Source organism: Kitasatospora sp. NPDC057738, from assembly GCF_042798815.1.
Taxonomy (GTDB): domain Bacteria; phylum Actinomycetota; class Actinomycetes; order Streptomycetales; family Streptomycetaceae; genus Kitasatospora; species Kitasatospora lactacystinica.
Map to the genome: position 1 here is coordinate 9,372 of NZ_JBHVJT010000094.1, position 20,879 is coordinate 30,250.

A 20,879-nucleotide genomic window follows, 5' to 3' on the forward strand; every position below is an offset into this window, starting at 1 on the left:
GGGAGGCGTGCCAGAATCCCCCCCCCCCCATCCCTGCCCCCCCACCCCTCTCCCCCCCCCCCCCCCAAGAAAAGGACGAGTCCCGCCCCCCCGGCGGGGGGCGTCCCCCCCGGGCCGGTTTCCGCTCTCAGGGTCTCGGGAGGTCAGCGCCTCCCGGCCCGCTCGGGCGGTTCAGTCGGTTCAGGCGGTGGTGCGACCGTGACGGCCGCGGCGGCGCAGGACGAAGACGGCGGCGCCACCGGCCACGACCAGGCCACCGGCGACGGCGGCGAGGATCGGGGTGGTGTCATTGGCACCGGTCTGGGCCAGGCCACCGGTGCCGGGGGCGGCGCTGGTGGTCGCCGGGGTCGGCTGGCCGGCACCGGTGCTCGGGGTGCCCGACGGGGTCACGGACGGGCCGCCGGACGGGGTGCCGGTCGCGGCCGGGGTGGCCGGGGTGGTCGGCGCCGGGGTCGGGGTCACGCCGGTCTTGCAGTCCAGGACGCCGGTGAACTGCTTGGAGTAGCCGTTCGGGCCGGTCACGGTGAAGTCGTAGCTCGCCTTCTCCTCGACCTTGACGAGCACGCTCTCGGTCTTGCCCGGCTGGACGGCGACCTGCTGCTTGCCGACCGTGACGGTGGCCGCCTCGTCACCGGTGTTGGCGACGGACACCCGCACGCCGCCGGCGGCGCACTCCTCCTTGGCGGAGCTGTCGATCAGCGCGCCCTTGCCCTGCTTCCAGGTGGCCTTGGCGCCGGCCGCGACGTTCACCTTGGTGGAGCCGGCCAGGATCATGGTCTGGCTGTGGCGGCCGCGGTTGTCCACCTTGCTCATGAAGACCCGGCCGCTGAGCACGGTGGCCTCGGCGGTGGCGTTGATGGCGGCCTTGCCGTCCGGGGTGCCGGCCGGCACGTCCAGGTACAGCGGGGTGTCCTTGTTGATCGGGCCCGCCAGGGCGCCACCGACCGGCTTGTTGTCCTTGTCCAGCAGCTTGACCTTGTCCGCGGCGTCGCCGGTGACGGTCAGCTTGACCTCGTTCGCGCTGGAGTTCAGCAGGAACGGGCCGAGCTTGCCGCCCGACTTGCCGGAGACCGAGTCCGGGGCGAGGGTCAGCGAGGGCTTCGGCTCGGCCGCGACGCCCTTGTTGGCGTCGCCGACCAGGTAGTCGCGGAGCTTCTTGGCCTTGTCGTTGCGCGGGACGGCGTTCTTGTTGTCCGAGAACTTCCAGATCGCGGCCTGGGTGCCCGCGGCGGCGTCCGCCTCGCTCAGACCGTCGACGTGGATGGCCGTGGCCAGGGAGGCCAGGCTGGCCTGCGGGTACGAGTTGTCCAGGATCCAGCGGATCTTGGGGGCGTTCGCGTTGCTGTTGAGCGAGCTCGCGGCCCAGTCCGCCTCGTGGTACTTGGCGTTGCTGTCCAGGTAGACCGGGTTGTCGAAGTCGATGCAGTACGTCCGGAGCTTCTCGCCCGCGTCCGTCTTGAGGGTGAACAGGCCGCCGTCGACGGTTCCCTTGCCCTCGACGTCGATCTTCTCGCCGAGCATCTCGTTCTGGACCTCGGCGGTCACGCCCGAGGTCGGTGCGCCGGCCGCGCCGGCCGCGGCCGCCGCACCGGCCGCGAACAGGCCTCCGCCCAGCGCCAAGCTGGTCGTGAGCATGACAGTGGTTATCCGGGACAGACTCAGCCCCTGCCTCTGGAACATCTGGGATCCCTCCGGGCCGGGCCGCACCGAGTGGGCAGTCCCCGCCGACTTGCCGATCCGCGCGTGCCCCCTGTGGCACTGCTGCGGGTATGAACCAGACGAATCCTATTGAGCCCCGGAGGCCCCGAAACCCCCATGCGAAATCAGGACGATTCCGTATCTGGATCGTTATCAATCCCCTCAGGTCCCACACAAGCTGACGGCCCGGCAGAAACTCACGGACGGTTTTCTGTTATGCGGTCGGATTGCGCGTGCGGGCGCAACGACGTTCTCGATCAACATATTTGTCGACAGGGAAGGTCACCCGACCGGTCAGGTCGACACATCCGCGGCGCCACCTCCCCGTGCCCTCCCGTCCACCTCCCCCGGCTCCCCCGCGACCGGCCCCCCGCCGGGCGGCAGCGCCCGCACGGCGGGTGCCGCCACAGCCACCGGAGCCGCCGGGGAGCCCGCCCCGGGCCGCGGCACGGAGCCCCTGCGCGCCTCCACCGCGCTGACGATCCACTCCGGCACCACCTCGTCACCGGCCTCCGCCCCGACCGGCCCGGGGCCGCCCGGCGGCTGCCCGCGCACCCCCGCCGCCCACCGGAACGCCGTGGTACCACGGGTGAGGTCGTGTCCGACCGATCGCGCGTCGATCTCGGCCCGGCTGCGCTTCGCCTCCCCGTCCGCCCACTCCCGCACCCGCAGCCGGCCGCTCACCAGCACCGGATCGCCCTTGGCCAGCGAGCCGATCAGATTGACCGCCAGCGCCCGCCAGGCCGTCACCGTCACCCACTGCGTCTCGCCGTCCACCCAGCACTCGCGCTGCCGGTCGTACCGCCGTTCCGTGCAGGCGAGCCGGAAGTTGGCCATCGGCACCCCGCCGCCGGTTTCGCCGTAGCTCACCTCCGTCGCCACATTGCCGACCACCGTCACATGCGTCTCGTTCACGGCACACCCTCCGTTCCCGCCGATGCACCGTACGGAATCGACCGGTGCGCCTTGAGCGTGCACTTCGGGGGAAATCCCGGCCACCGAGTTCCGAAATCCTGTGGATAACTCGGGCCTGTGGAAACTTTTGTCACTCGCAGGGGTGAATTTCAGCCTCCCGCAGCCTCCGCACGGCCCGAATCTTCGCGGCCATGACAACAAACCCGCTGCTCGCCGCCCCGCCGGCACGCCCCGGAAGCCACCGGGGAACAGGCTCCGGAACGCACCCGGACGGCCGTCCGCGCACGTCATCCGACCGGCGCAACGGCGATAAAGGCCCCCCACCCGCTCCGTCGGCGGCACATTCTCCGTGCCGAATCCATAACGGGTGAGGAGGCAGCCCCGTAACGACTGCACAACGTCCGGCGCGGAACACTCCCAGACCGCTGCACTCACGGCCTTCACCTGCGATTATCGGACCGCTCCACCGAACCGACACACCAACGGCGGTGTCGTCGCACCCGGCCGGGGAAGCGGTCACCCTTATCCTGTCCCCGACAGGGCGAGGGCCCACCACCCCCACCCCCACCCTCAGGTACGGGGCCGGACAGCGCGCGCCCCGGCGCCCGCCAGCCCGATCCCGGCCACGGTCGCGCCCGCCAGGGCGCCGCCCGTCCCGCCCCCATAGCTCAGCGGATAGAGCACCCGCCTTCTAAGCGGTAGGTCGCAGGTTCGAATCCTGCTGGGGGCACCATCCGGCAATTGCGCAGGCCACCGCTCCGACGAACACCATCCGTGTTCGCTCCGGACCACCCGGTCATCCCGTACACCAACCGTTCCGCGCACCCTTCGCGCAGAACTCGTGACGATGCGTATCGCGGCCGCCGTGAAACAGGACCGAAAACGGGGCCAATCGGAACAACCGGAATTCCCGGTGAATCCCCCGCCCCGCACAGGCCGGAGCACGCGCCGCCCTCGACGGCCGAGCCGAACCCAACCGGACCGGACCGGACCCGACCGGACCGGACCGGCGCACTCCGGCTCCGGCCCGCCTGCCCGCCTGCCCGCCTAGCCCGCCAGCCCGGCCAGATAGGCGTCCAGCAGCTCCGCCTGCCGCTCCGCCGGGAACTCCTCCGGAGCGAACAGCGCCTGCACCACCAGACCCAGCACGAAGGCCTGCGCCCCCGCGGCGAGCGCCGCCGGGTCGGCCTGCGCCGGGAGCTCCCCCAGCCGCTGGGCGTCCGCGACGTGCTCCGTGAGCGCGGTGCGCGAACGCGCGTAGCGGCCCGCGTGCGCGGCCGCCAGCTCCGGGTCGGCCAGGGCGTGGTCCCAGGAGCCGACCCAGATCCGGTTGTCGGCCGCGGCCTCGCCGTCCAGCGGCAGCACGTCCAGGAGCGAGGCCCGCACCCGGGCCAGCCCGGCCGGCGGCGGGCCGTCGGCCGGGTCGGTGCGCCGGGGCCGGGCCAGCGAGCGCCGGTCCAGCTCCTCCAGCGCATGGCTGAGCAGCGCCCGCTTGTTCGGGAAGTAGTGCGTCAGCATCCCGGTGGAGGCACCCAGTTCGGCGGCCACCGCGCGCAGGGTCAGCCCCTCGAAGCCCCGGGTGGAGAGCACCCGCCACACCCCCTCGGAAACATCCGAGCGTCGGGCGTCATGGTCTCCACGGGCCGGTGTCATGGGGGCTATCGTACATACCAAACGTTTGTTATGAATGGTTCCGCCAACCTCAGCACCACCCGTGAAAGGCCGCCCGTGTTTGCCGTACCGCTCACCGAGAACGCCGAACTGCGCCCGCTGGAGCCCTGGCAGGCCCCCGAGTTCCTGACCCACCTCGACCGCGCCCGCGCCCACACCGACCCGTGGATCCCCTGGGCGACCTTCTCGGTCGACCTGGACTCCGCCCGCGCCACCCTCCAGCGCTACTCCGACGGCCAGAACGCCGACCAGAAGCGGATCTACGGCATCTGGCTGGACGGCACGCTGGTCGGCGGCGTGATGTTCGTGAGCTTCGACGCCCGGTCCGGCGTCTGCGAGATCGGCGCCTGGACGGAACCGGCCGGCGAGGGCCACGGGCTGATCACCGCCGCCGTCAAGCTGCTGCTCGACTACGCCTTCGCCACCCGCGGCATGCACCGCGCCGAGTGGTGGTGCTCCTCCGTCAACGCCCGCAGCCGGGCCGTCGCCGAGCGGGTCGGCATGACCCGCGACGGCGTACTGCGCGAGTGGTACCCGTACAACGGGGTCCGCTACGACAAGGAGATCTGGGCCATCCTGGCCTCCGAGTGGACGGCCGCCACCAAGGGCTGAGCCGCCCGCGACAGCGGCGGGGCCCGGTGGACACCTCCGTGTCACCGGGCCCCGCCGCTCGGACGCCGCCCCGCTCGAACCCCTCGCTCAGGCCGCCCGGGCCCCGACCGCCGGGCGCTCCGCCGCCACCCCGGCCGGCTGCTCGGCGGCCTCGCCCTCGCCGGCACCCGGGACCGCACCCGCATCCGCGTCCTGGGCCGCGTCCCCGTCCAGGACCGCGCCGCCGACCACCCGCAGCCGCCACACCAGCAGCACCACCAGCACCAGCACCCCGCCGGCCGACAGGAAGACCACGTCCACGGCGTCGGTGAAGCTGCGCACCGCGTGCTCGCGCGCGGCCCCGGTGAGCGTCCGGACGGCGCCCAGCGGCCGGCCCTGCTCGCCGTCCGCGAAGACCCTGGTCAGCACGGTGCCGAACACCGCCGCCCCCAGCGCGTTGCCGAGGTTCTGGAAGAACCGGATGCCGGTGGTCGCCACGCCCAGCTGGTGCACCGGCGCGGCCTGCTGCACCACCACGATCAGCTGGCCGATCAGCTGACCCAACCCGCAGCCCAGCAGGGCGAGTTCGGCCATCACCGCGGGCAGCGCGGTGGTCGGTCCGCTCAGGCCGAGCAGCAGCAGGGCGAGCGCCGCGCAGCCCGCGCCGGCCAGCAGGAAGGTCCCCAGCGAGTGGCCCCGGGCGAGCAGCCGGCCGACGGCCAGGCCGGAGACCGTCATCCCGGCCGCCATCGGGATCAGGTACAGGCTGGCGGTGGTCGGGGCGACGCCCCGGGCGAGCTGGAGGTAGAGCATCACCTGGACGATCGCGCCGATCATGCCCATTCCGACCAGGCCCTGGATCGCGAAGCCCAGCCGCACCACCGGGATCCGGAACAGCGACAGCGGCAGCACCGGCGCGGCGGCGACGGCCTGGCGCCACAGGAAGAGGCCGAACGCGGCGAGCGTGCCGAAGGCCAGCCCGAGGATCACCGGGGACGTCCAGGCGTAGTCCTTGCCGCCCCACTCGGTGACCAGCAGCAGCCCGACCGCGAACGCCGCGGCCAGGGCGGAGCCGAGGAAGTCCAGGCCACCGCGGCCGGTCGCCCTCGGCAGCCTGATCACCAGGGCGACACCGACCAGCACCACCAGGCAGAGCGGCAGGTTGACGTAGAAGATCCAGCGCCAGCTGACGTGGTCGGCGAGCAGCCCCCCGACCAGCGGGCCGACCGACATGCCCAGCCCCGCGACGATCCCGCCCATGGCGCTGCCCTTGGCGTTGGCGCGCCCGCCCGGCTCCTTGAACTGGGCGATGACGACCATGGTGACGCTCATCAGCCCGCCGCCGCCGATGCCCTGGACGGCCCGGAAGGCGATCAGCTGGCCCATCGACTGCGCCGCTCCGCACAGCGCCGAACCGAGCGTGAAGGTGGCGACCGCCCCGAGGAGCACGCGCTTGGCGCCGTAGGAGTCGCACAGCTTGCCGTAGAGCGGCAGCAGCGCGGTGGCGGCGAGGGCGAACGCGCTGATCAGCCAGGGCAGCCGGTCGACGCCGTGGACCGGGTCGAGGTCGCGGACGATCGGCACGGTGGCCGCCGAGACGATGTTCATGTCGAGCACGGCCAGCACGATCGTGACCAGGCAGAGCAGCATGCCCGCCCTGCGTCGGCCGGGTGTCATCGGCGCGGTGGCGTCGGGCGGTGCGGGTACGGCGGTGGCCATGGTCAAGTCCCCCCAGGGTCGGTCGAGTTCGCGTCGGGGCCGGGACGGCCGGCGGCGCGTCCTCACCATGGCAGCATTTTTGTACCCGGTCAATTCTTCATCCCGACCAATCTTTCAGCCTGGCCAATCTTTCTACCCGACCAATCTTTCGGACTGGTCAACATTTGAGCCTGGTACAGTCCCCAGCATGGCGATGCGACCCGCACAGGACCCCGGCTCCGACGTCGACCTGGACGCGCTCCCGCTGCGCGAGCGCAAGAAGCTCCAGACCGGCATGCGGATCTTCCGCACGGCCATCGCGCTGTTCACCGAGCGCGGCTTCGACCAGGTCTCGGTCGCGGAGATCGCCGCCGCCGCCGAGGTGTCCAAGATGACCGTCTTCAACTACTTCCCCACCAAGGAAGAGCTGGTCATGCGCCCGATGGAGCAGCACCTCGACGAGCCCGCCCGGGCGGTGCGCGACCGCGCCCCGGGCAGCTCCGCGGCGACGGCGCTGCGCGAGCAGTTCCTCGCCGCGCTGGAGCGCTTCGACCCGGCCTCCGGGCTGAACGACGACCGGATCGTGCTCGACGTGGTCCGGCTGATCCACCGCACCCCGGCACTGACCGCCCGGGCCACCCACGGCTTCGACCTGCTGGCGCACGCCGCGCTCTCAGCCGAACTGATCGCCCAGGACCCGGCCCACGACGAGCTCACCGCCCGGGTCGCCACCGCCCAGGCGCTGGCCGTCCGGGTCGCGCTGATCGCCGCCAACCACCGGCGGATGCTCGCCGGCGAGCGGGCCGCCGACGCCCTGCCCACCGCGCTGGAGGAGGCCCGCCGCGCCTTCGCCCTGCTCGAACACGGCCTCGGCGACTACTGCACCCGCGCCGCCTGAGAGAGTTGGCGCACCACGACCGACCGGAGGTGCGCATGGACCAGCCGCTGCTCACGCGGGACCGCTCCGCCCTGCCCGCGCAGGCCGAGGGCCTCAACGCGTACGTCGGCGAGGACGGCGTCGCCGTCCTGGAGTTCGCCCGCCCGCACCGCCGCAACGCGGTGACCCTGGCGATCTGGCAGGCGCTGCCCAAGGTGCTGGAGCAGTTGGCCGGCCACGAGGGCGTGCGCGTCCTGCTGCTCACCGGCGCCGGCAACACCTTCAGCGCGGGCGCGGACATCGCCGAACTCTCCGAGGTGTACGGCGATCCGGACCGCGCGGAGGCCTACCACGCGACCAACGTCGCCGCCGAGGAGGCGCTGGCGGCCTTCCCGCACCCGACCCTCGCCGTGGTGCACGGCGCCTGCGTCGGCGGCGGCTGCCAGCTCGCCGTCGCCTGCGACCTGCGGTTCGTCGCCGAGGACGCCCGGCTCGGGATCACCCCGGCCAAGCTCGGCGTGGTCTACTCGGCGGTGCCGACCGTACGGCTGTCCCGGCTGATCGGCCCGGCCCGGGCCAAGTACCTGCTGTTCTCCGGCGAGTTGGTGGCCGGCCGGGACGCCCTGCCGCTGGGCCTCGCCGAACGCGTCCTGCCGGACGCCGAACTGGACGCCGCCGCACTGGACTTCGCCCGGGTGCTGACCCTCCGCTCGACCCAGACCATCGGCGCGGCCAAGGCCGTCCTGGACGCCCCGCCCGAGCGGGCGGACGAGGTCCTGGCCCCCTGGCTGCTCCGCGCCCGGGAGGGCTCGGACATCCGCGAGGGCCTGACGGCCTTCCTGGAGGGCCGCCCCGCCCGGTTCTGAGCCGGGCCGCACCACCACCCGTACGACCCCGTACGACCCCGTCCGCCCCGTCCGCCCCTTCACGCCCCCGGAGCACCCACCCCGATGACGACCGAGGCCGAGGCCGCGCCCGCCGCCCCCACCAGCCGGACGATCTGGGCCCGCCGGATCACCGACGGCCTGGAGCCGAAGAACGTGATCGTCGCGCTGCTCCCGGTGCTGGGCGGCCTCCGCTACGGCCTGCCGGGCATCGGCTGGGCGCTGTTCGCCGTCCTGTTCGCCGCCGTCGTCCCGACCCTGATCATCCGGCACGGCATGCGCAAGGGCACCGTGGCGGACCGCCACGTCGGCCACCGGCAGCGCCGGCTGACCGTCTTCCCGCTCATCATGGGCTCGGTGCTGCTCAGCTTCGCGGTGATGATCGGTCTGGACGCCCCGACCGACCTGACCGCGCTGGTCCTGGCGATGTTCGCCTCGCTGGTCCCGATCCTGGTGATCACCGCCTGGTGGAAGGTCTCCGTCCACACCGCCGTGGCCACCGGCGCGGTGGTCTGCCTCGCCATCGCACTGGGCCCGCTCTGGCTGCTGCTCGCTCCGCTGGTTCCGGCGATCGGCTGGTCCCGGGTGGTGCTGCGGGACCACACCGCCGCGCAGACGGTCGTCGGCGCGGCGGTGGGCGCGCTCACCGCCGGGCTCACCTTCTGGCTGGCCCGCTGAGTCAGCGGATCGGCACCCCCGAGATCGCCCGGGCGATCACCAGCCGCTGGATCTCGCTGGTCCCCTCGAAGATCGAGTAGATCGCGCTGTCCCGGTGCATCCGCTCCACCGGGTACTCCCGGGTGAAGCCGTTGCCGCCGAGGATCTGCATCGCCTGCGCGGTCACGAACTTGGCGGTCTCACCGGCGTACAGCTTGGACATCGAGCCCTCGGCCGCCGTGAAGGGCTGGTTGTCGGCCGCCATCCAGGAGGCCCGCCACACCAGCAGCCGGGCCGCGTCGATCCGGGTCCTCATGTCGGCGAGCTGGAAGGCCACGCCCTGGTTGTCGATGATCGGCCGGCCGAACTGCTCGCGCGTCCTCGCGTAGTCCAGCGCCACCTCGTACGCGGCCCGGGCGATGCCGATCGCCTGCGCGCCGACGGCCGGGCGGGAGGCCTCGAAGGTGGCCATCGCCGCGTTGCCCCTGCCCCCCGGGCGCTTGACGCCCTCGCGGGCCCGGGCCAGGCGCTCGTCCAGCTTCTCCTTGCCGCCGAGCAGGCAGCTGCCGGGCACCCGGACGCCGTCCAGCACGACCTCGGCGGTGTGCGAGGCGCGGATGCCGTGCTTCTTGAACTTCTGGCCCTGGCTCAGTCCGGGGGTGCCGGGCGGGACGACGAAGGAGGCCTGGCCCTTCGCGCCGAGCGCCGGGTCGACGGTGGCGACCACCACGTGGACGGCGGCTATCCCGCCGTTGGTGGCCCAGGTCTTGGTGCCGTTCAGCACCCACTCGTCCGCGGCCTCGTCGTACACCGCCCGGGTGCGCAGCGCCGAGACGTCGGAGCCGGCGTCCGGCTCGGAGGAGCAGAAGGCCGCCACCTTGACGTCCTCCGGCGTGCCGAACATCTGCGGGGTCCAGGTGCCGATCTGCTCGTCGGTGCCGTTGGCCAGCACCGCGACGGCGGCCAGGGTGGTGCCGACGATGGACAGCCCGATGCCGGCGTCGCCCCAGAACAGTTCCTCCATGGCGATCGGGATGCCGACGCCGGAGGGGTCGAAGTACTGCTGGGCGTAGAAGTCCAGCGAGTAGATGCCCAGCTTGGCGGCCTCCTGGATGACCGGCCAGGGGGTCTCCTCGCGCTCGTCCCACTCGGCCGCGGCCGGGCGCATCACGTCGGCGGCGAAGCCGTGCAGCCAGTCGCGTACGGCGAGCTGGTCCGCGCCCGGGTCCAGCGAGAACGTGCTGCTCATGGTGCGTGCCTCCGAAGACGTGTGCGGCCGACCGGGGTGTTACCTCGGGTAACATCGTGGGAGTCTGCTACTGATTGGTAACCGGTGTCAACGCCCAGGCAGACCCCGCCGAACCCGATCCCGAGGAGCAGCGCATGTCCCGAGAGCCCCGCCGCGAGCAACTGCTCAACGCCGCCGACCGGGTCATCCAGCGCGAGGGGCCGAGCGCCAGCATGAACGCCATCGCCGCCGAGGCCGGGATCACCAAACCGATCCTCTACCGCCACTTCGGCGACCGGAACGGCCTGATCAGAGCCCTGACCGAACGTCACACCGGCGGGCTGCTCGCCGCCGTCCGGGCCGCCCTCGCCGAGCCGCTGGAACGCCGCGACCGGGTCGAACACGTCCTGGACACCTACCTCGCCGGCATCGAGGCCCGCCCCCAGGTCTACCGGCTGCTCACCCACCCCGAGCCCGGCGACCCCAGCAGCGCGGGCAACGCGCTCGCCCCCGCGCTCAAGCAGATCGCCGAGGAGATCACCCGGGCCGTGCAGAGCCAGGTCGACCTCGGCGCCGACCGCGACCTGCTCGCCGAAGCCTGGGGCCGCGGCATCACCGGCATGGTGCTGGCCGCCGGGGACTGGTGGCTGGAGACCAGGCCCTGCTCCCGCACCCGGATGGTGCAGGCGCTGGCCGACCTGCTCTGGGGCCGGCTCGCCGCCGCCGCGGACCTGCCGACCGCCGTCCCACCGACCGCACCCGAGCCGACCGCCGACTGAGGCCCGCGTCGCCCGACAGCGTCCGCCGACCGGAGCGCCCCTCCCCCGCGCCGTCCGCCGTCCGCCGACCGCCGGGGGAACCGCCCGGTGCCCGAACTCTTGTGCCGCGCACGACAGTCCGGGCATCATCGGGCCCCACCCCCACCCCTGCCGTGCGAGGTCCCCGATGCGCCTGCGCCGCACCGCCGTCGCCCTGCTGCTCGCCGCCACCGCCGTCCTCACCGCCGTCCCGGCCTCGGCCCACGGCGGGCAGCCGGGCCGTTCCCCCGCCCCGGACCGCTTCCCCACCGGCACGGTCACCGCCGCCGACGGCCGCACCTCCCTCACCGACGTCCAGGGCCGCCGGCTGCGGCTGCGCGGCTTCAACCTCGACAAGTACGCCGAGGCCACCCCCGCCGACCTCGACTCCGTCGCCGCCCAGGGCTTCACCCTGGTCCGGCTGCCGGTCTCCTGGACGAGGCTGGAGCCCGAGCGGGGCCGCCTCGACCCCGCCGAACTGCAGCGCGTGCGGCGGCTCCTCGACCGGGCCGACCGGCTGGGCCTGCTGGTCCTGATCGACTTCCACCAGGACGTCTACGGGCCGAAGTTCGGCGGCGGCACCAACGGCGTGCCCGTCTGGGCCACCCGGGACGACGACCTGCCGTTCACCCCCGACCCGGACGACTGGTTCGCCGGCTACTTCCAGCCCGCCGTCCAGGCCGCCTTCCGGCACCTCTACGACGACCCCGACCTGCGCGCCTGGCAGGCCGACTTCTACACCCGGCTCGCCCGCGAACTGCGCGGCCACAGCTCACTGCTGGGCTACGACCTGTTCAACGAGCCGTTCGGCCCGGTGGACGGCGACCCGAGCGACCCGGCCGTGCTGGCCGCCGCCTCGGCCGCCCTGGAGCAGGGCCGGCTCGCCGACATGTACCGCCGCCTGATCACGGCCGTGCGCCGGGTCGACTCCCGCTCCTGGCTGTTCGTGGAGCCGACCGTGCTGGTCGGCCAGGGCGTGCCCACCCGGCTGCCCGGCTTCGCCGACCCGCGCCCCGGCGCACCCCGGCTCGGCTACGCGCCGCACTTCTACGACACCGCGGTCGAGGGCGGCGCCGACTGGGACCCGGCCGGCGGCTTCGTGGAGCAGTACACCGCCGCGATCACCGGCTACCCGGCCGCCCACCGCCTGCCCGTCCTGGTCGGCGAGTGGGGCCCGCCGAACTCCCGCACCCCGGGCAACGCCGAGCTGGTCCGCCGTCAGGTCGCCGCGATGGAGGGCTTCGCCGAGGGCTGGACGATGTGGTACTGGTGCCGGGGCAACGGCGGCTACTGCGCGCTCGACCCGGCCGGACGCCCCGCCCCCGGCGACGAACCCGCCTTCGGCCCGTACCCGGTGGCCGTCGCGGGCACCGAGGTCCGGACGGCCGCCACCACCGTGGGCTGGCGCTCGGACGGCACCGGGCGCGGCAGCGAGATCCTGCTGCCCCCGGCCGCGTTCCCGCGCGGGGCCGATGTCACCGTCGCCCCCGCCGGCGCCCGGGTCGAGGTCGAACAGCCGACCGGCGGGCGGGCGGGAACCGTACGTGTCCGGCTCCCGCACGCCCACCGGGGCACAACCGTGACGGTCACGCTCACCGCTCGATGAGCGGGCCGAGCGGAACGAACGGAACAAGCGGGCCGAGCGGAACGACCGGGCCGAGCAGCATGCGCGGGCCGGTCACGCCAGTCCCCGGCGGGCCAGCAGCGGCCCGGTCTCCGGCGCCCGGCCGACCACCGCGCGGAAGGACTCCAGCGGGTCCCGGCTGAACCCGCGCGCCAGCAGCTCCCGCCGGAACAGCTCGCCGCTCTCCCGCACCGGGCGCCCGTTGCCCTCGAACCACTGCACGGTGTCGGCGTCCAGCACCTCCGACCAGATGTACGCGTAGTACGCCGCGCTGTAGCCGCTGGAGAAGATGTGCTGGAAGTACGCCGTCCGGTAGCGCGGCGGGATCGCGTCCACCGCGATCCCGGCCGCCGCGAGCGCCCGCGCCTCGAACTCCTCGGCGTCCGCGATCTCCTCGCCCTGCGGCACGGTGTGCCAGGCCCAGTCCAGCAGCGTGGCCGCCAGGTACTCGACCGTCCGGAAGCCCTGCCCGAAGCCCTCGGCCGCCGTCATCCGCTCGACCAGCTCGGCCGGCAGCGGCTCCCCGGTCGCGTGGTGGCGGGCGTAGTTGGCCAGCACCTCGGGCCGGACCATCCACATCTCGTTGACCTGCGAGGGGAACTCGACGAAGTCCCGGGGCACCGAGGTGCCCGAGAACAGCGGGTAGCGCACGTCCGAGAACAGCCCGTGCAGCGCGTGCCCGAACTCGTGGAACAGCGTGCGCACCTCGTCCCAGTCCATCAGCACCGGCTCGCCGGGCGCCGGACGCGGGATGTTGAGGTTGTTCAGCACCACCGACCGCTGCCCGGTCAGCCCGGACTGGGAGACCAGCGCGTCCATCCAGGCGCCGCCGCGCTTGGACGCCCGGGCGTGGAAGTCGCCGATGAACAGGCCCAGCGGGCTGCCGTCCTCCTCGAACACCTCGAAGACCCGGGCGTCCGGGTGGTGGGCCGTCAGGTCCGGCCGCTCGGTGAAGCTCACCCCGTACGCCAGGTTCGCGGCGAAGAAGACGCCGTCCCGCAGCACCCGCTCCAGCTCGAAGTACGGGCGCAGCACCGCCGCGTCCACCTGGTAGGAGCTCTGCCGGACCTTCTCCGAGTAGTACGCCCAGTCGTGCGCGGCGAGCTCCCCGATCCCGTCCGCGGCGGCCGCCCGGGCCAGCTCCCCGGCCTCCCGCCGGGCCATCGCCACGGCCGGGCCGACCAGCCGGGACAGCAGGCCGGAGACCGCCTCGACGGTGCCGGACGTCTCGTCCGCCACCACGTACGCGGCGTGGCTCGGGTACCCCAGCAGCGCGGCCCGCTCGGCGCGCAGCGCCGCCATCCGGATCGCCAGCGGGCCGTTGTCCTCGGCGCCCCGGCCGAGCGAGGCGGCCAGCAGCCGCTCGCGCACCGAGCGGTCGTCGAGCCGGGCCAGCTCGGCCTGGCCGGAGGTGCTCCGCAGGCTCAGCACGTAGCCGCCCGGGCGGCCGAGCACCCGGGCGTTCTCCGCGGCCCCGGCGACGGCGCCCTCGGACAGTCCGGCCAGTTCCCCGGCGGATTCCAGCACCAGCGCGGCGGAGCGGGTGGCGGCGTTCACGTTCTGCTGGAACGTCGTTCCGAGCGCCGCGAGTTCGGCGTTCAGCTCGCGCAGCCGGGCCTGCTCGGCCTCGCCCAGCCGGGCACCGGAGCGCACGAAGGCGGTGTACCGGCGCTCCAGCAGCCGCAGCGACTCCGGGTCCAGTCCGAGCCCGGCGCGGGCCTCGTGGAGCGCCTCGATCCGGGCGAACAGCGCGAGGTCCAGGTGGATGGCGTCGTGGTGGGCGGCGAGCAGCGGGCTGACCTTCGCCTCCACCTCGTCCAGCACGTCGGTGGTGTCCGAGGAGGACTGGTTGCGGAACACCGCGTCGACCCGGCGCAGCAGCTCCCCGGAGCGCTCCAGGGCCACCAGGGTGTTCTCGAAGGTCGGCAGGCTCCGGTCGGCGGTGATCGCCGCGATCTCGGCCAGCTGCTCGGCCATTCCCCGCTCGTACGCGGGCAGGTAGTGCTCCTCGCGGATCTCGGCGAACGGCGGGAGCTCGTAGACCAGCGGACTGGCCTGGAAGAACGGGTTCTCGGTCATTTCGCGAACCCTACGCCGTGTCACCCGCGCTGCCCACGCGGTTCACCACCCCTGCGGAACACCCGCCGGGGCCCGTCCCGCCGGGCGCCGCCGTGCCCGCCTGCCGCGCGTTGTCACACCCACCCGTTAACGTCGACGGCGCGGGCCCGTCGGTCGCGGGCCGCCGCGCGCCCGCCCGCGGGCCCGCACCCCCCGTACCCGTCCCCGCACGCCCGACCGCGCGCCGGAGAGGAGCAGCCCCCGTGGCACCCAGGACCGCCCTCGCGCCCGACCCGCACGGCCCCGGCGGCCGGCTCCAGGCACTGGACGACGCGGGCGCCCCGCTCGGCCCGCCGGAGGCCGTCCGCGACCTCGCCACCGCCGTCGCCGCCCGGGAGGCCGCCGACCACCCGCGCTGGGTCTGGGCCGCCACCGACTCCGGGTACGCCCCGCTGCTGCCGAAGCTGCCCGACCGGCTCGCCCGCTGCCACGACCTGCGGCTGGTCGAAGCGCTGCTGCTGGCGCACGAGGGCCGGTTCGGCGCGCCCCGGTCGCTCGGCGCCGCCTGGGCCCGGCTGCGCGGCCTGCCCGTCCCGGCGGACCTGCCCGAACCGGGCCTGTCCGACGCCGACGACGGCCAGGACACCCTGTTCGCCCCCGACCGGCTGCAACTGCCGCCCGGCGCCGACCCGTTGGCGGCCGTGGTCGCCGTCCACGCGGAACAGCAGCGCCGGATCGCCGCCCTCGCCGACCCGGGCGCCCGGCAGCGGTTCCGGCTGCTGGTCGCCGCCGAGTCGGCCGGCGCCCTGGTGGCCGCCGAGATGGCCCACGACGGCCTGCCCTGGCGGGCCGACGTCCACGACCACCTGCTCACCGAGCTGCTCGGCCCCCGCCCGACCGTCCCCGGCACCCAGCCCAGGATCCTCGCCGAGCTCGCCGTCGACCTCCAGCAGGCGCTCGGCGCCAAGCCCTTCAACCCCGACTCCCACACCCAGGTGCTGCGCGCCTTCGCCGAGGCGGGCATCCAGCTCGGCTCCACCCGCTCCTGGGAGCTCAAGGGCATCGACCACCCGGCCGCACAGCTGCTGGTCCGCTACAAGGAGCTGTCCCGGATCCACGTCGCGCACGGCTGGGCCTGGCAGGACGCCTGGGCCCGCGGCGGCCGCTTCCGGCCCGAGTACGTGGTCGGCGGCGTGGTCTCCGGCCGCTGGGCCAGCCGCGGCGGCGGCGCCCTGCAGATCCCGCGGATCCTGCGCCGCGCCGTGGTCGCCGACCCGGGCTGGCTGCTGGTCGTCGCCGACGCCGCCCAGCTGGAGCCCCGGGTGCTCGCCGCGCTCTCCCAGGACGCCGGGCTGGCCCGCACCGCCGCCGGCGGCGACCTGTACGAGGCGCTCGCCGCCCACGCCTTCCAGGGCGACCGGGACAAGGCCAAGCTCGGCCTGCTCGGCGCCATGTACGGCCAGACCAGCGGCGACATCGGCCCGCTGCTCAACACCCTGCACCGGCGCTACCCGGCCGCGATGGGCTACGTCGAGGCCGCCGCCCGCACCGGCGAGGACGGCGGTGTGGTCGCCTCCCGGCTCGGCCGGGTCTGCCCGCCGGCCTCCGCCGACTTCCTCGACCTCACCGAGGGGGACGCCGCGGGCGAGGCCGGTGGCCGCACCGCCCGCGCCCGCGGCCGGTTCACCCGCAACTTCGTCATCCAGGCCAGCGCCGCCGACTGGGCGCTGGCCCTGCTCGCCGCGCTGCGCCGCCGGCTGAACGACCTGCCGGCGTCCGGCCCGGCGGACCGCCCGCACCTGGTGTTCTTCCAGCACGACGAGGTGGTCGTGCACACCCCGGCGAACCTCGCCGACGAGGTGGCCGCCGCCGTCGCCGAGTCGGCCGAGGAGGCCCGCCGGCTGGTGTTCGGCGACACCCCGGTGCGCTTCCCGCTCAGCACGGCGGTGGTGGACTGCTACGCGGACGCCAAGTGAGCGGGCTCCACGTGAGCGGGCTCCGAGTGAGCGGACTCCGAGTGAGCGGACTCCGGACGCTCAGAGCTTCCTGAACCCGCGCGCGTCCTCGGCCGCCGCGACCACCTCGGCCAGGTCCGCCCCGGTCGAGGCGGTGACGGCGGCGGCCACCGCGCCCTCCACGAACGGCGCGTCCGCCAGCCGCACGCCCGGGCGCGGCTCGTCCTCCAGCACCGTGACGGCGGTGAGCACCGAGCTGCCGAGGTCCGGCAGCACGACCACGCCCGCCCCGGCGTCGGCCCGCGCGATCGCCCCGGCGATCAGGTCGTAGCTGGTGCCGAGCCCACCGTCCTCGGTGCCGCCCGCGACGACCACCCGCACGCCGTCCGGGGCGAGTTCGCCGAGCAGCTCGCGCAGCCCCTCCGCGAGCCGGGCGCTGTGCGAGACCAGAACAATGCCCACGTTCTCACTCATGCGGCCGACCCTACGGCCGGAACCGACTGCTCCGGGAGAGTGATCGGAATCCCGCGTGTCGCACCCCGTGCCCCCCACCCCCGTCTGGCGTAGCGTCGGGTCCACGGCATCGACCGCCGTGGCGTCCTCACCCCGGTCACCAAGGGAGCGAAGAGCGTTGAAGAAGCTGATCAACACCCCGGAGAGCGTCCTGGAGGACGCGCTGGCCGGAATCGCCGCCGCCCATCCGGAGCTGGCGGTGGACGTCCCCAACCGGGTGATCACCCGGGCCGCCCGCCCGGCCGGTCCCAAGGTCGCACTGATCTCCGGCGGCGGCTCCGGCCACGAGCCGCTGCACGGCGGCTTCGTCGGCCCGGGCATGCTCGACGCCGCCTGCCCCGGCGAGGTGTTCACCTCGCCCGTCCCGGACCAGATGCTGGCCGCCGCCAAGGCCGTGGAGAACGGCGCCGGCGTGGTCTTCGTGGTGAAGAACTACACCGGCGACGTGATGAACTTCGAGCTCGCCGCCGAACTCGCCGCCGAGGAGGGCCTGGAGGTCCGCACCGTCCTGGTCAACGACGACGTCGCGGTCGAGGACTCCACCTGGACGGCCGGGCGCCGGGGCACCGGCGCGACCGTGCTGGTGGAGAAGACGGCCGGCGCGCTGGCCGAGCGCGGAGCCCCGCTGGACGAGGTCGCCGCCCTGGGCGAGCGGGTCAACGCCGCCTCCCGCTCCTTCGCGATCGCGCTCACCGCGGCCACCGTCCCGGCCGCCGGCAAGCCCGGCTTCGACCTGCCCGAGGACGAGATCGAGGTCGGCGTCGGCATCCACGGCGAGCCCGGCCGCCGGCGGGAGAAGCTCCGCCCGGCCCGCGAGCTGGCCGCCGAGGTGGTCGAGACCGTCCTGGCCGACCACCACCTGACCCCGGGCGACGAGGTGATCGCCCTGCTCAACGGCCTCGGCGCGACCCCGCTGCTGGAGCTGTACGTGGTCTACGGCGAGGTCGCCGTCAGGCTCGCCGAGCGCGGCATCACGGTGGCCCGCAGCCTGGTCGGCAACTACGTCACCAGCCTCGACATGGCGGGCTTCTCGCTCACCCTCACCAAGGCCGACGCCCAGCTGCTGGAGCTCTGGGACGCCCCGGTCGACACCCCCGCCCTCAAGCGCTGAGCCGCACCGAAGGAGACCCGATGGACTTCGACACCCCGCTGGCCGAGGCCTGGATCCGAGCGATCGCCGCGGCCGTCGAGAAGGAGCAGTCCCGGCTCACCGAGCTGGACTCCGCGATCGGCGACGGCGACCACGGCAGCAACCTCCGGCGCGGCTTCGCCGCCGCCCTGACCGCCCTGGACGGCCTCCGGCCGGCCGGCCCCGGCGCCGTCCTCACCAGGACCGGCAGCACGCTCATCTCCAAGGTCGGCGGCGCCTCCGGCCCGCTCTACGGCAAGGCCTTCCGCGCCATCGGCGCCGCCCTGCCCGAACCGGCCGGTCCGGCCGACGTCGCCGAGGCCCTGTCGGCGGGCCTGGACGCGGTCCGCCTCCTCGGCAAGGCCGAACCCGGCGACAAGACCATCGTGGACGCCTGGACCCCGGCCGTCGCCGCGTTCCGCGCGGCGGCCGCCACCGGCGCCGGCCTCCCCTCGGCGGCGTCGGCGGCCGCCGACGCCGCCGAGCAGGGCGCCCGCGACACCGTCCCCCTCCGGGCCCGCAAGGGCCGCGCCTCCTACCTGGGCGAACGCAGCATCGGCCACCAGGACCCGGGTGCCGCCTCCACGGCCCTCGTCTTCCGCGCCCTCGCCGACGTCACCGCCGCCTGACCCTCACCCACCCACAGCAACCACCCCCACCCACCTCCCCCTCACCCAACCCAGCGAGAGGGACGCGCTGCGGAAGGGGCGGCGCAGGGGGTGGCCCGGAGAGGGGCGTTGCGGGTGATTTTCAGACTGCCAACGGCGGCCAACCCCCACCCCCAAAGTCGGCAGTCTGAAAATCATCCAGCCCCTCGGAGCGGCCACCCCCGGAGCCGCCCCGCCCCCACCCTCCCGAAAGCCCCCACCCACAAGCCCGCCCCGCAGGGGCCCCTCACCCGTCCGTCCGCGCGATCAGCAGGAGCAACGCGTCGTCCCGCAGCTCCCCGCCGGTGTGCGCCAGCAGGTCCGCGTACACCCGGCCCACCGCGGCCTCCAGCTCCCCCTCCGAGCGCGCGGCTCCCCGCACCAGCTGCCCGACCCGCTCCGCCAGCGGGTAGAACTCCCCGCTCGTGCGGTGCCGCGCCTCGATCACCCCGTCCGTGCAGAGCACCAGCACGTCCTCCTCGCCGAACGGCTGCCCCCAGGTGGTCGGCTCCCCCGCCGCCAGCCGGCCGAGGCCCAGCGGCACCCAGGGGTCGGGCGCGTGCAGCACCTGCGCCCGCCCCTCGGGGTCCACCCGGATCGGCGGCACGTGGCCGTACTGCAGCAGTTCCATCGCCCCCGGCGTACGGAACTCCGCGAACAGTGCCGTGGTGAACTCCCCGTCCGGCACGTGCCGTTCGACGCTGGCCTCGATCCGCGCCGCGACGCCCCGCAGCCCGGCCTCGTCGTAGGCCGCCTCGCGGAACGCGCCCAGCACCACGGCCGCGGTCTGCACCGCCGCCAGTCCCTTGCCCCGGACGTCCCCGACCGCGACCCGGGTGCCGTGCGGCGTCTCCAGCACCGAGTACAGGTCGCCGCCGATCCGTGAGGCGTCCGCCGCCGACACGTACCGCACCGCGAGCCGCAGCGGTCCGACGGTCGGCCCGGGCAGCTGCAGCAGCGCCCGCTGGGCGGCCTCGGCGACGGAGCTGACGGCCGCGAAGGCCGCCGCGCGCCGCATCCGGATCTTGGCGACCCAGGCCGAGAACAGCGTCAGGACGACGTAGCTGACCATCGCCCCGTACAGGAAGCGGGCGTCGTTGATGTTGTCGACCTCGTCGTAGTGGCTGAGCCCGAACACCGTGACCAGCCCGAACGCGCAGACCAGGAGCAGCTCGCCGGGTTTCAGGGTCAGCGCCGCGATGGTCGGCACCACGGTCATCAGCGGAGCCAGGTAGCGGTCCTTGCCGGAGAGGAAGTCCGCGAGCCCGACCAGCAGGACGGCGATCAGCGCGGGCGTGGCGCGCCGCCAGAACGGGACGTCCTGGAGGTCGGCGGCGAGCAGGGCGCCGCGCTGCCGGTCCGGCGGCAGTCCGGCTGCCGTGGGGGCCGAGGGAGACTGGGCGCGGCGGAGCGGAAACACATATCGAACATAAGGGACGATCACGGAGGAGGCCCGACCGGCCCGGCTCCCCGCGCTGCGGAGCATTCCGCCCCGCCGTCTCCGGGAATACCCTGGAGGGGTATGGTGTTGTCGCAAGAGCCGTTGCCAGCGCCGCGTCCCGGACGAACACCCGGGCCGCCCGGACCTCCCGGAGGCCTCCGATGTCCACCACCGTCACCTACACCGTGTCCGGCATGAGCTGCGGCCACTGCGAGAAGGCGATCAGCGAGGAGGTCTCCGCGCTGGCCGGGGTCACCGGGGTCGCCGCCGACTCCACCGCCGGTACCGTGACGATCTCCTCCGCCGCCCCGTTGGACGACGAGCAGGTGCGCGCCGCGATCGACGAGGCCGGCTACGAGCTGGTCGGCCGCAGCGCCTGACCCACCCGGCACGGCGGGGGCGCCGCGGCGCCCCCACCAGCCCCCCGACCAAAGAGCCCATCCGCACGAAAACATCCCCCCCAAACCCTGGGGGCCGGGACCCGGTTCGGCTTTTT

At 74.2% G+C, this 20,879-nt stretch carries 18 protein-coding genes and 1 tRNA gene; 11 read left to right on the top strand and 8 right to left on the bottom strand.

The features are described from left to right. Positions 1-180: 180 nt before the first annotated feature. Positions 181-1,635, bottom strand: a complete 1,455-nt coding sequence (locus ACFVGO_RS35115) for a Cys-Gln thioester bond-forming surface protein (protein WP_359910596.1) — start codon at positions 1,633-1,635, stop codon at positions 181-183. A 357-nt stretch (positions 1,636-1,992) separates the two neighbouring features. Continuing rightward, a complete protein-coding gene (locus ACFVGO_RS35120) occupies positions 1,993-2,613 on the bottom strand; it encodes a single-stranded DNA-binding protein (protein WP_380636178.1) in 621 nt (206 codons plus the stop codon). Positions 2,614-3,270: 657 nt separating this feature from the next. Between ACFVGO_RS35120 and ACFVGO_RS35125 the strand changes: the two genes are divergently transcribed. Beyond that, positions 3,271-3,346, top strand: a tRNA-Arg gene (locus ACFVGO_RS35125). Between the two features lie 314 nt (positions 3,347-3,660). Here the strand turns inward: ACFVGO_RS35125 and ACFVGO_RS35130 are convergent. Then, a complete protein-coding gene (locus ACFVGO_RS35130) occupies positions 3,661-4,266 on the bottom strand; it encodes a TetR/AcrR family transcriptional regulator (RefSeq protein WP_380636180.1) in 606 nt (201 codons plus the stop codon). A gap of 75 nt (positions 4,267-4,341) precedes the next feature. Here ACFVGO_RS35130 and ACFVGO_RS35135 point away from each other — a divergent pair, with 75 nt between their 5' ends. Beyond that, entirely contained in the window at positions 4,342-4,896 is a 555-nt protein-coding gene (locus ACFVGO_RS35135; protein WP_380636182.1) for a GNAT family N-acetyltransferase, read from the top strand. A gap of 87 nt (positions 4,897-4,983) precedes the next feature. On the opposite strand, the gene ACFVGO_RS35140 is transcribed toward ACFVGO_RS35135, so the two are convergent. Continuing rightward, complete coding sequence (locus ACFVGO_RS35140; RefSeq protein WP_380636184.1) at positions 4,984-6,594, bottom strand: MFS transporter; 1,611 nt, start codon at positions 6,592-6,594, stop codon at positions 4,984-4,986. 187 nt (positions 6,595-6,781) lie between these two features. On the opposite strand from ACFVGO_RS35140, the gene ACFVGO_RS35145 reads away from it, so the two are divergent. The 3 genes from ACFVGO_RS35145 to ACFVGO_RS35155 all read left to right on the top strand — a co-directional run bounded on the left by ACFVGO_RS35145 (position 6,782) and on the right by ACFVGO_RS35155 (position 9,012). Beyond that, positions 6,782-7,471 (top strand): TetR family transcriptional regulator, encoded by a 690-nt coding sequence (locus ACFVGO_RS35145; RefSeq protein WP_359910581.1) that lies wholly within the window; start codon positions 6,782-6,784, stop codon positions 7,469-7,471. A gap of 35 nt (positions 7,472-7,506) precedes the next feature. Further along, the gene (locus ACFVGO_RS35150) at positions 7,507-8,316 is read left to right on the top strand and encodes an enoyl-CoA hydratase/isomerase family protein (protein ID WP_359910578.1); all 810 of its coding nucleotides are present in this window, start codon (positions 7,507-7,509) and stop codon (positions 8,314-8,316) included. Between the two features lie 84 nt (positions 8,317-8,400). Then, positions 8,401-9,012, top strand: a complete 612-nt coding sequence (locus tag ACFVGO_RS35155) for a phosphatase PAP2 family protein (RefSeq protein ID WP_359910575.1) — start codon at positions 8,401-8,403, stop codon at positions 9,010-9,012. A 1-nt stretch (position 9,013) separates the two neighbouring features. On the opposite strand, the gene ACFVGO_RS35160 is transcribed toward ACFVGO_RS35155, so the two are convergent. After that, positions 9,014-10,240, bottom strand: coding sequence for an acyl-CoA dehydrogenase family protein (locus ACFVGO_RS35160; RefSeq protein WP_359910572.1), 1,227 nt, complete (start codon positions 10,238-10,240; stop codon positions 9,014-9,016). A 134-nt stretch (positions 10,241-10,374) separates the two neighbouring features. Here ACFVGO_RS35160 and ACFVGO_RS35165 point away from each other — a divergent pair, with 134 nt between their 5' ends. Together ACFVGO_RS35165 and ACFVGO_RS35170 are read left to right on the top strand one after the other, a co-directional pair. Continuing rightward, positions 10,375-10,998 carry a TetR family transcriptional regulator gene (locus ACFVGO_RS35165; RefSeq protein ID WP_359910569.1) on the top strand — a complete coding sequence of 208 codons (624 nt, stop codon included), beginning with the start codon at positions 10,375-10,377 and terminating at the stop codon, positions 10,996-10,998. Between the two features lie 166 nt (positions 10,999-11,164). Further along, a complete protein-coding gene (locus ACFVGO_RS35170) occupies positions 11,165-12,622 on the top strand; it encodes a cellulase family glycosylhydrolase (protein WP_359910566.1) in 1,458 nt (485 codons plus the stop codon). Between the two features lie 72 nt (positions 12,623-12,694). Here ACFVGO_RS35170 and ACFVGO_RS35175 read toward each other — a convergent pair whose 3' ends face one another. Next, on the bottom strand, positions 12,695-14,719 hold the full coding sequence (locus ACFVGO_RS35175; protein WP_359910564.1) for a M3 family metallopeptidase: 2,025 nt from the start codon (positions 14,717-14,719) through the stop codon (positions 12,695-12,697). A gap of 242 nt (positions 14,720-14,961) precedes the next feature. Here ACFVGO_RS35175 and ACFVGO_RS35180 point away from each other — a divergent pair, with 242 nt between their 5' ends. Beyond that, complete coding sequence (locus ACFVGO_RS35180; RefSeq protein WP_359910561.1) at positions 14,962-16,674, top strand: bifunctional 3'-5' exonuclease/DNA polymerase; 1,713 nt, start codon at positions 14,962-14,964, stop codon at positions 16,672-16,674. 60 nt (positions 16,675-16,734) lie between these two features. Here ACFVGO_RS35180 and dhaM read toward each other — a convergent pair whose 3' ends face one another. Further along, positions 16,735-17,127 (bottom strand): dihydroxyacetone kinase phosphoryl donor subunit DhaM, encoded by a 393-nt coding sequence (gene dhaM, locus ACFVGO_RS35185; RefSeq protein ID WP_359910558.1) that lies wholly within the window; start codon positions 17,125-17,127, stop codon positions 16,735-16,737. Positions 17,128-17,284: 157 nt separating this feature from the next. Here dhaM and dhaK point away from each other — a divergent pair, with 157 nt between their 5' ends. Both dhaK and dhaL read left to right on the top strand, forming a co-directional pair. Next, on the top strand, positions 17,285-18,277 hold the full coding sequence (gene dhaK, locus ACFVGO_RS35190) for a dihydroxyacetone kinase subunit DhaK (protein WP_380636190.1): 993 nt from the start codon (positions 17,285-17,287) through the stop codon (positions 18,275-18,277). Between the two features lie 20 nt (positions 18,278-18,297). After that, positions 18,298-18,924 carry a dihydroxyacetone kinase subunit DhaL gene (gene dhaL, locus ACFVGO_RS35195; protein WP_380636192.1) on the top strand — a complete coding sequence of 209 codons (627 nt, stop codon included), beginning with the start codon at positions 18,298-18,300 and terminating at the stop codon, positions 18,922-18,924. A gap of 265 nt (positions 18,925-19,189) precedes the next feature. On the opposite strand, the gene ACFVGO_RS35200 is transcribed toward dhaL, so the two are convergent. Continuing rightward, entirely contained in the window at positions 19,190-20,362 is a 1,173-nt protein-coding gene (locus ACFVGO_RS35200; protein WP_380356372.1) for a PP2C family protein-serine/threonine phosphatase, read from the bottom strand. A gap of 182 nt (positions 20,363-20,544) precedes the next feature. On the opposite strand from ACFVGO_RS35200, the gene ACFVGO_RS35205 reads away from it, so the two are divergent. Beyond that, positions 20,545-20,763: a cation transporter gene (locus ACFVGO_RS35205; RefSeq protein WP_359910546.1), complete on the top strand. Its 219-nt coding sequence runs from the start codon at positions 20,545-20,547 to the stop codon at positions 20,761-20,763. Positions 20,764-20,879 lie beyond the last annotated feature (116 nt).

Bases quoted from the DNA above. Each gene is read 5' to 3' on its own strand.
- ACFVGO_RS35175 (WP_359910564.1), bottom strand. From the start codon at position 14,719: ATGACCGAGAACCCGTTCTTCCAGGCCAGTCCGCTGGTCTACGAGCTC.
- ACFVGO_RS35145 (WP_359910581.1), top strand. From the start codon at position 6,782: ATGGCGATGCGACCCGCACAGGACCCCGGCTCCGACGTCGACCTGGAC.
- ACFVGO_RS35140 (WP_380636184.1), bottom strand. From the start codon at position 6,594: ATGGCCACCGCCGTACCCGCACCGCCCGACGCCACCGCGCCGATGACA.
- dhaL (WP_380636192.1), top strand. From the start codon at position 18,298: ATGGACTTCGACACCCCGCTGGCCGAGGCCTGGATCCGAGCGATCGCC.
- ACFVGO_RS35150 (WP_359910578.1), top strand. From the start codon at position 7,507: ATGGACCAGCCGCTGCTCACGCGGGACCGCTCCGCCCTGCCCGCGCAG.
- dhaM (WP_359910558.1), bottom strand. From the start codon at position 17,127: ATGAGTGAGAACGTGGGCATTGTTCTGGTCTCGCACAGCGCCCGGCTC.
- ACFVGO_RS35170 (WP_359910566.1), top strand. From the start codon at position 11,165: ATGCGCCTGCGCCGCACCGCCGTCGCCCTGCTGCTCGCCGCCACCGCC.
- ACFVGO_RS35115 (WP_359910596.1), bottom strand. From the start codon at position 1,635: ATGCTCACGACCAGCTTGGCGCTGGGCGGAGGCCTGTTCGCGGCCGGT.
- ACFVGO_RS35160 (WP_359910572.1), bottom strand. From the start codon at position 10,240: ATGAGCAGCACGTTCTCGCTGGACCCGGGCGCGGACCAGCTCGCCGTA.
- ACFVGO_RS35165 (WP_359910569.1), top strand. From the start codon at position 10,375: ATGTCCCGAGAGCCCCGCCGCGAGCAACTGCTCAACGCCGCCGACCGG.
- ACFVGO_RS35155 (WP_359910575.1), top strand. From the start codon at position 8,401: ATGACGACCGAGGCCGAGGCCGCGCCCGCCGCCCCCACCAGCCGGACG.
- ACFVGO_RS35205 (WP_359910546.1), top strand. From the start codon at position 20,545: ATGTCCACCACCGTCACCTACACCGTGTCCGGCATGAGCTGCGGCCAC.
- ACFVGO_RS35130 (WP_380636180.1), bottom strand. From the start codon at position 4,266: ATGACACCGGCCCGTGGAGACCATGACGCCCGACGCTCGGATGTTTCC.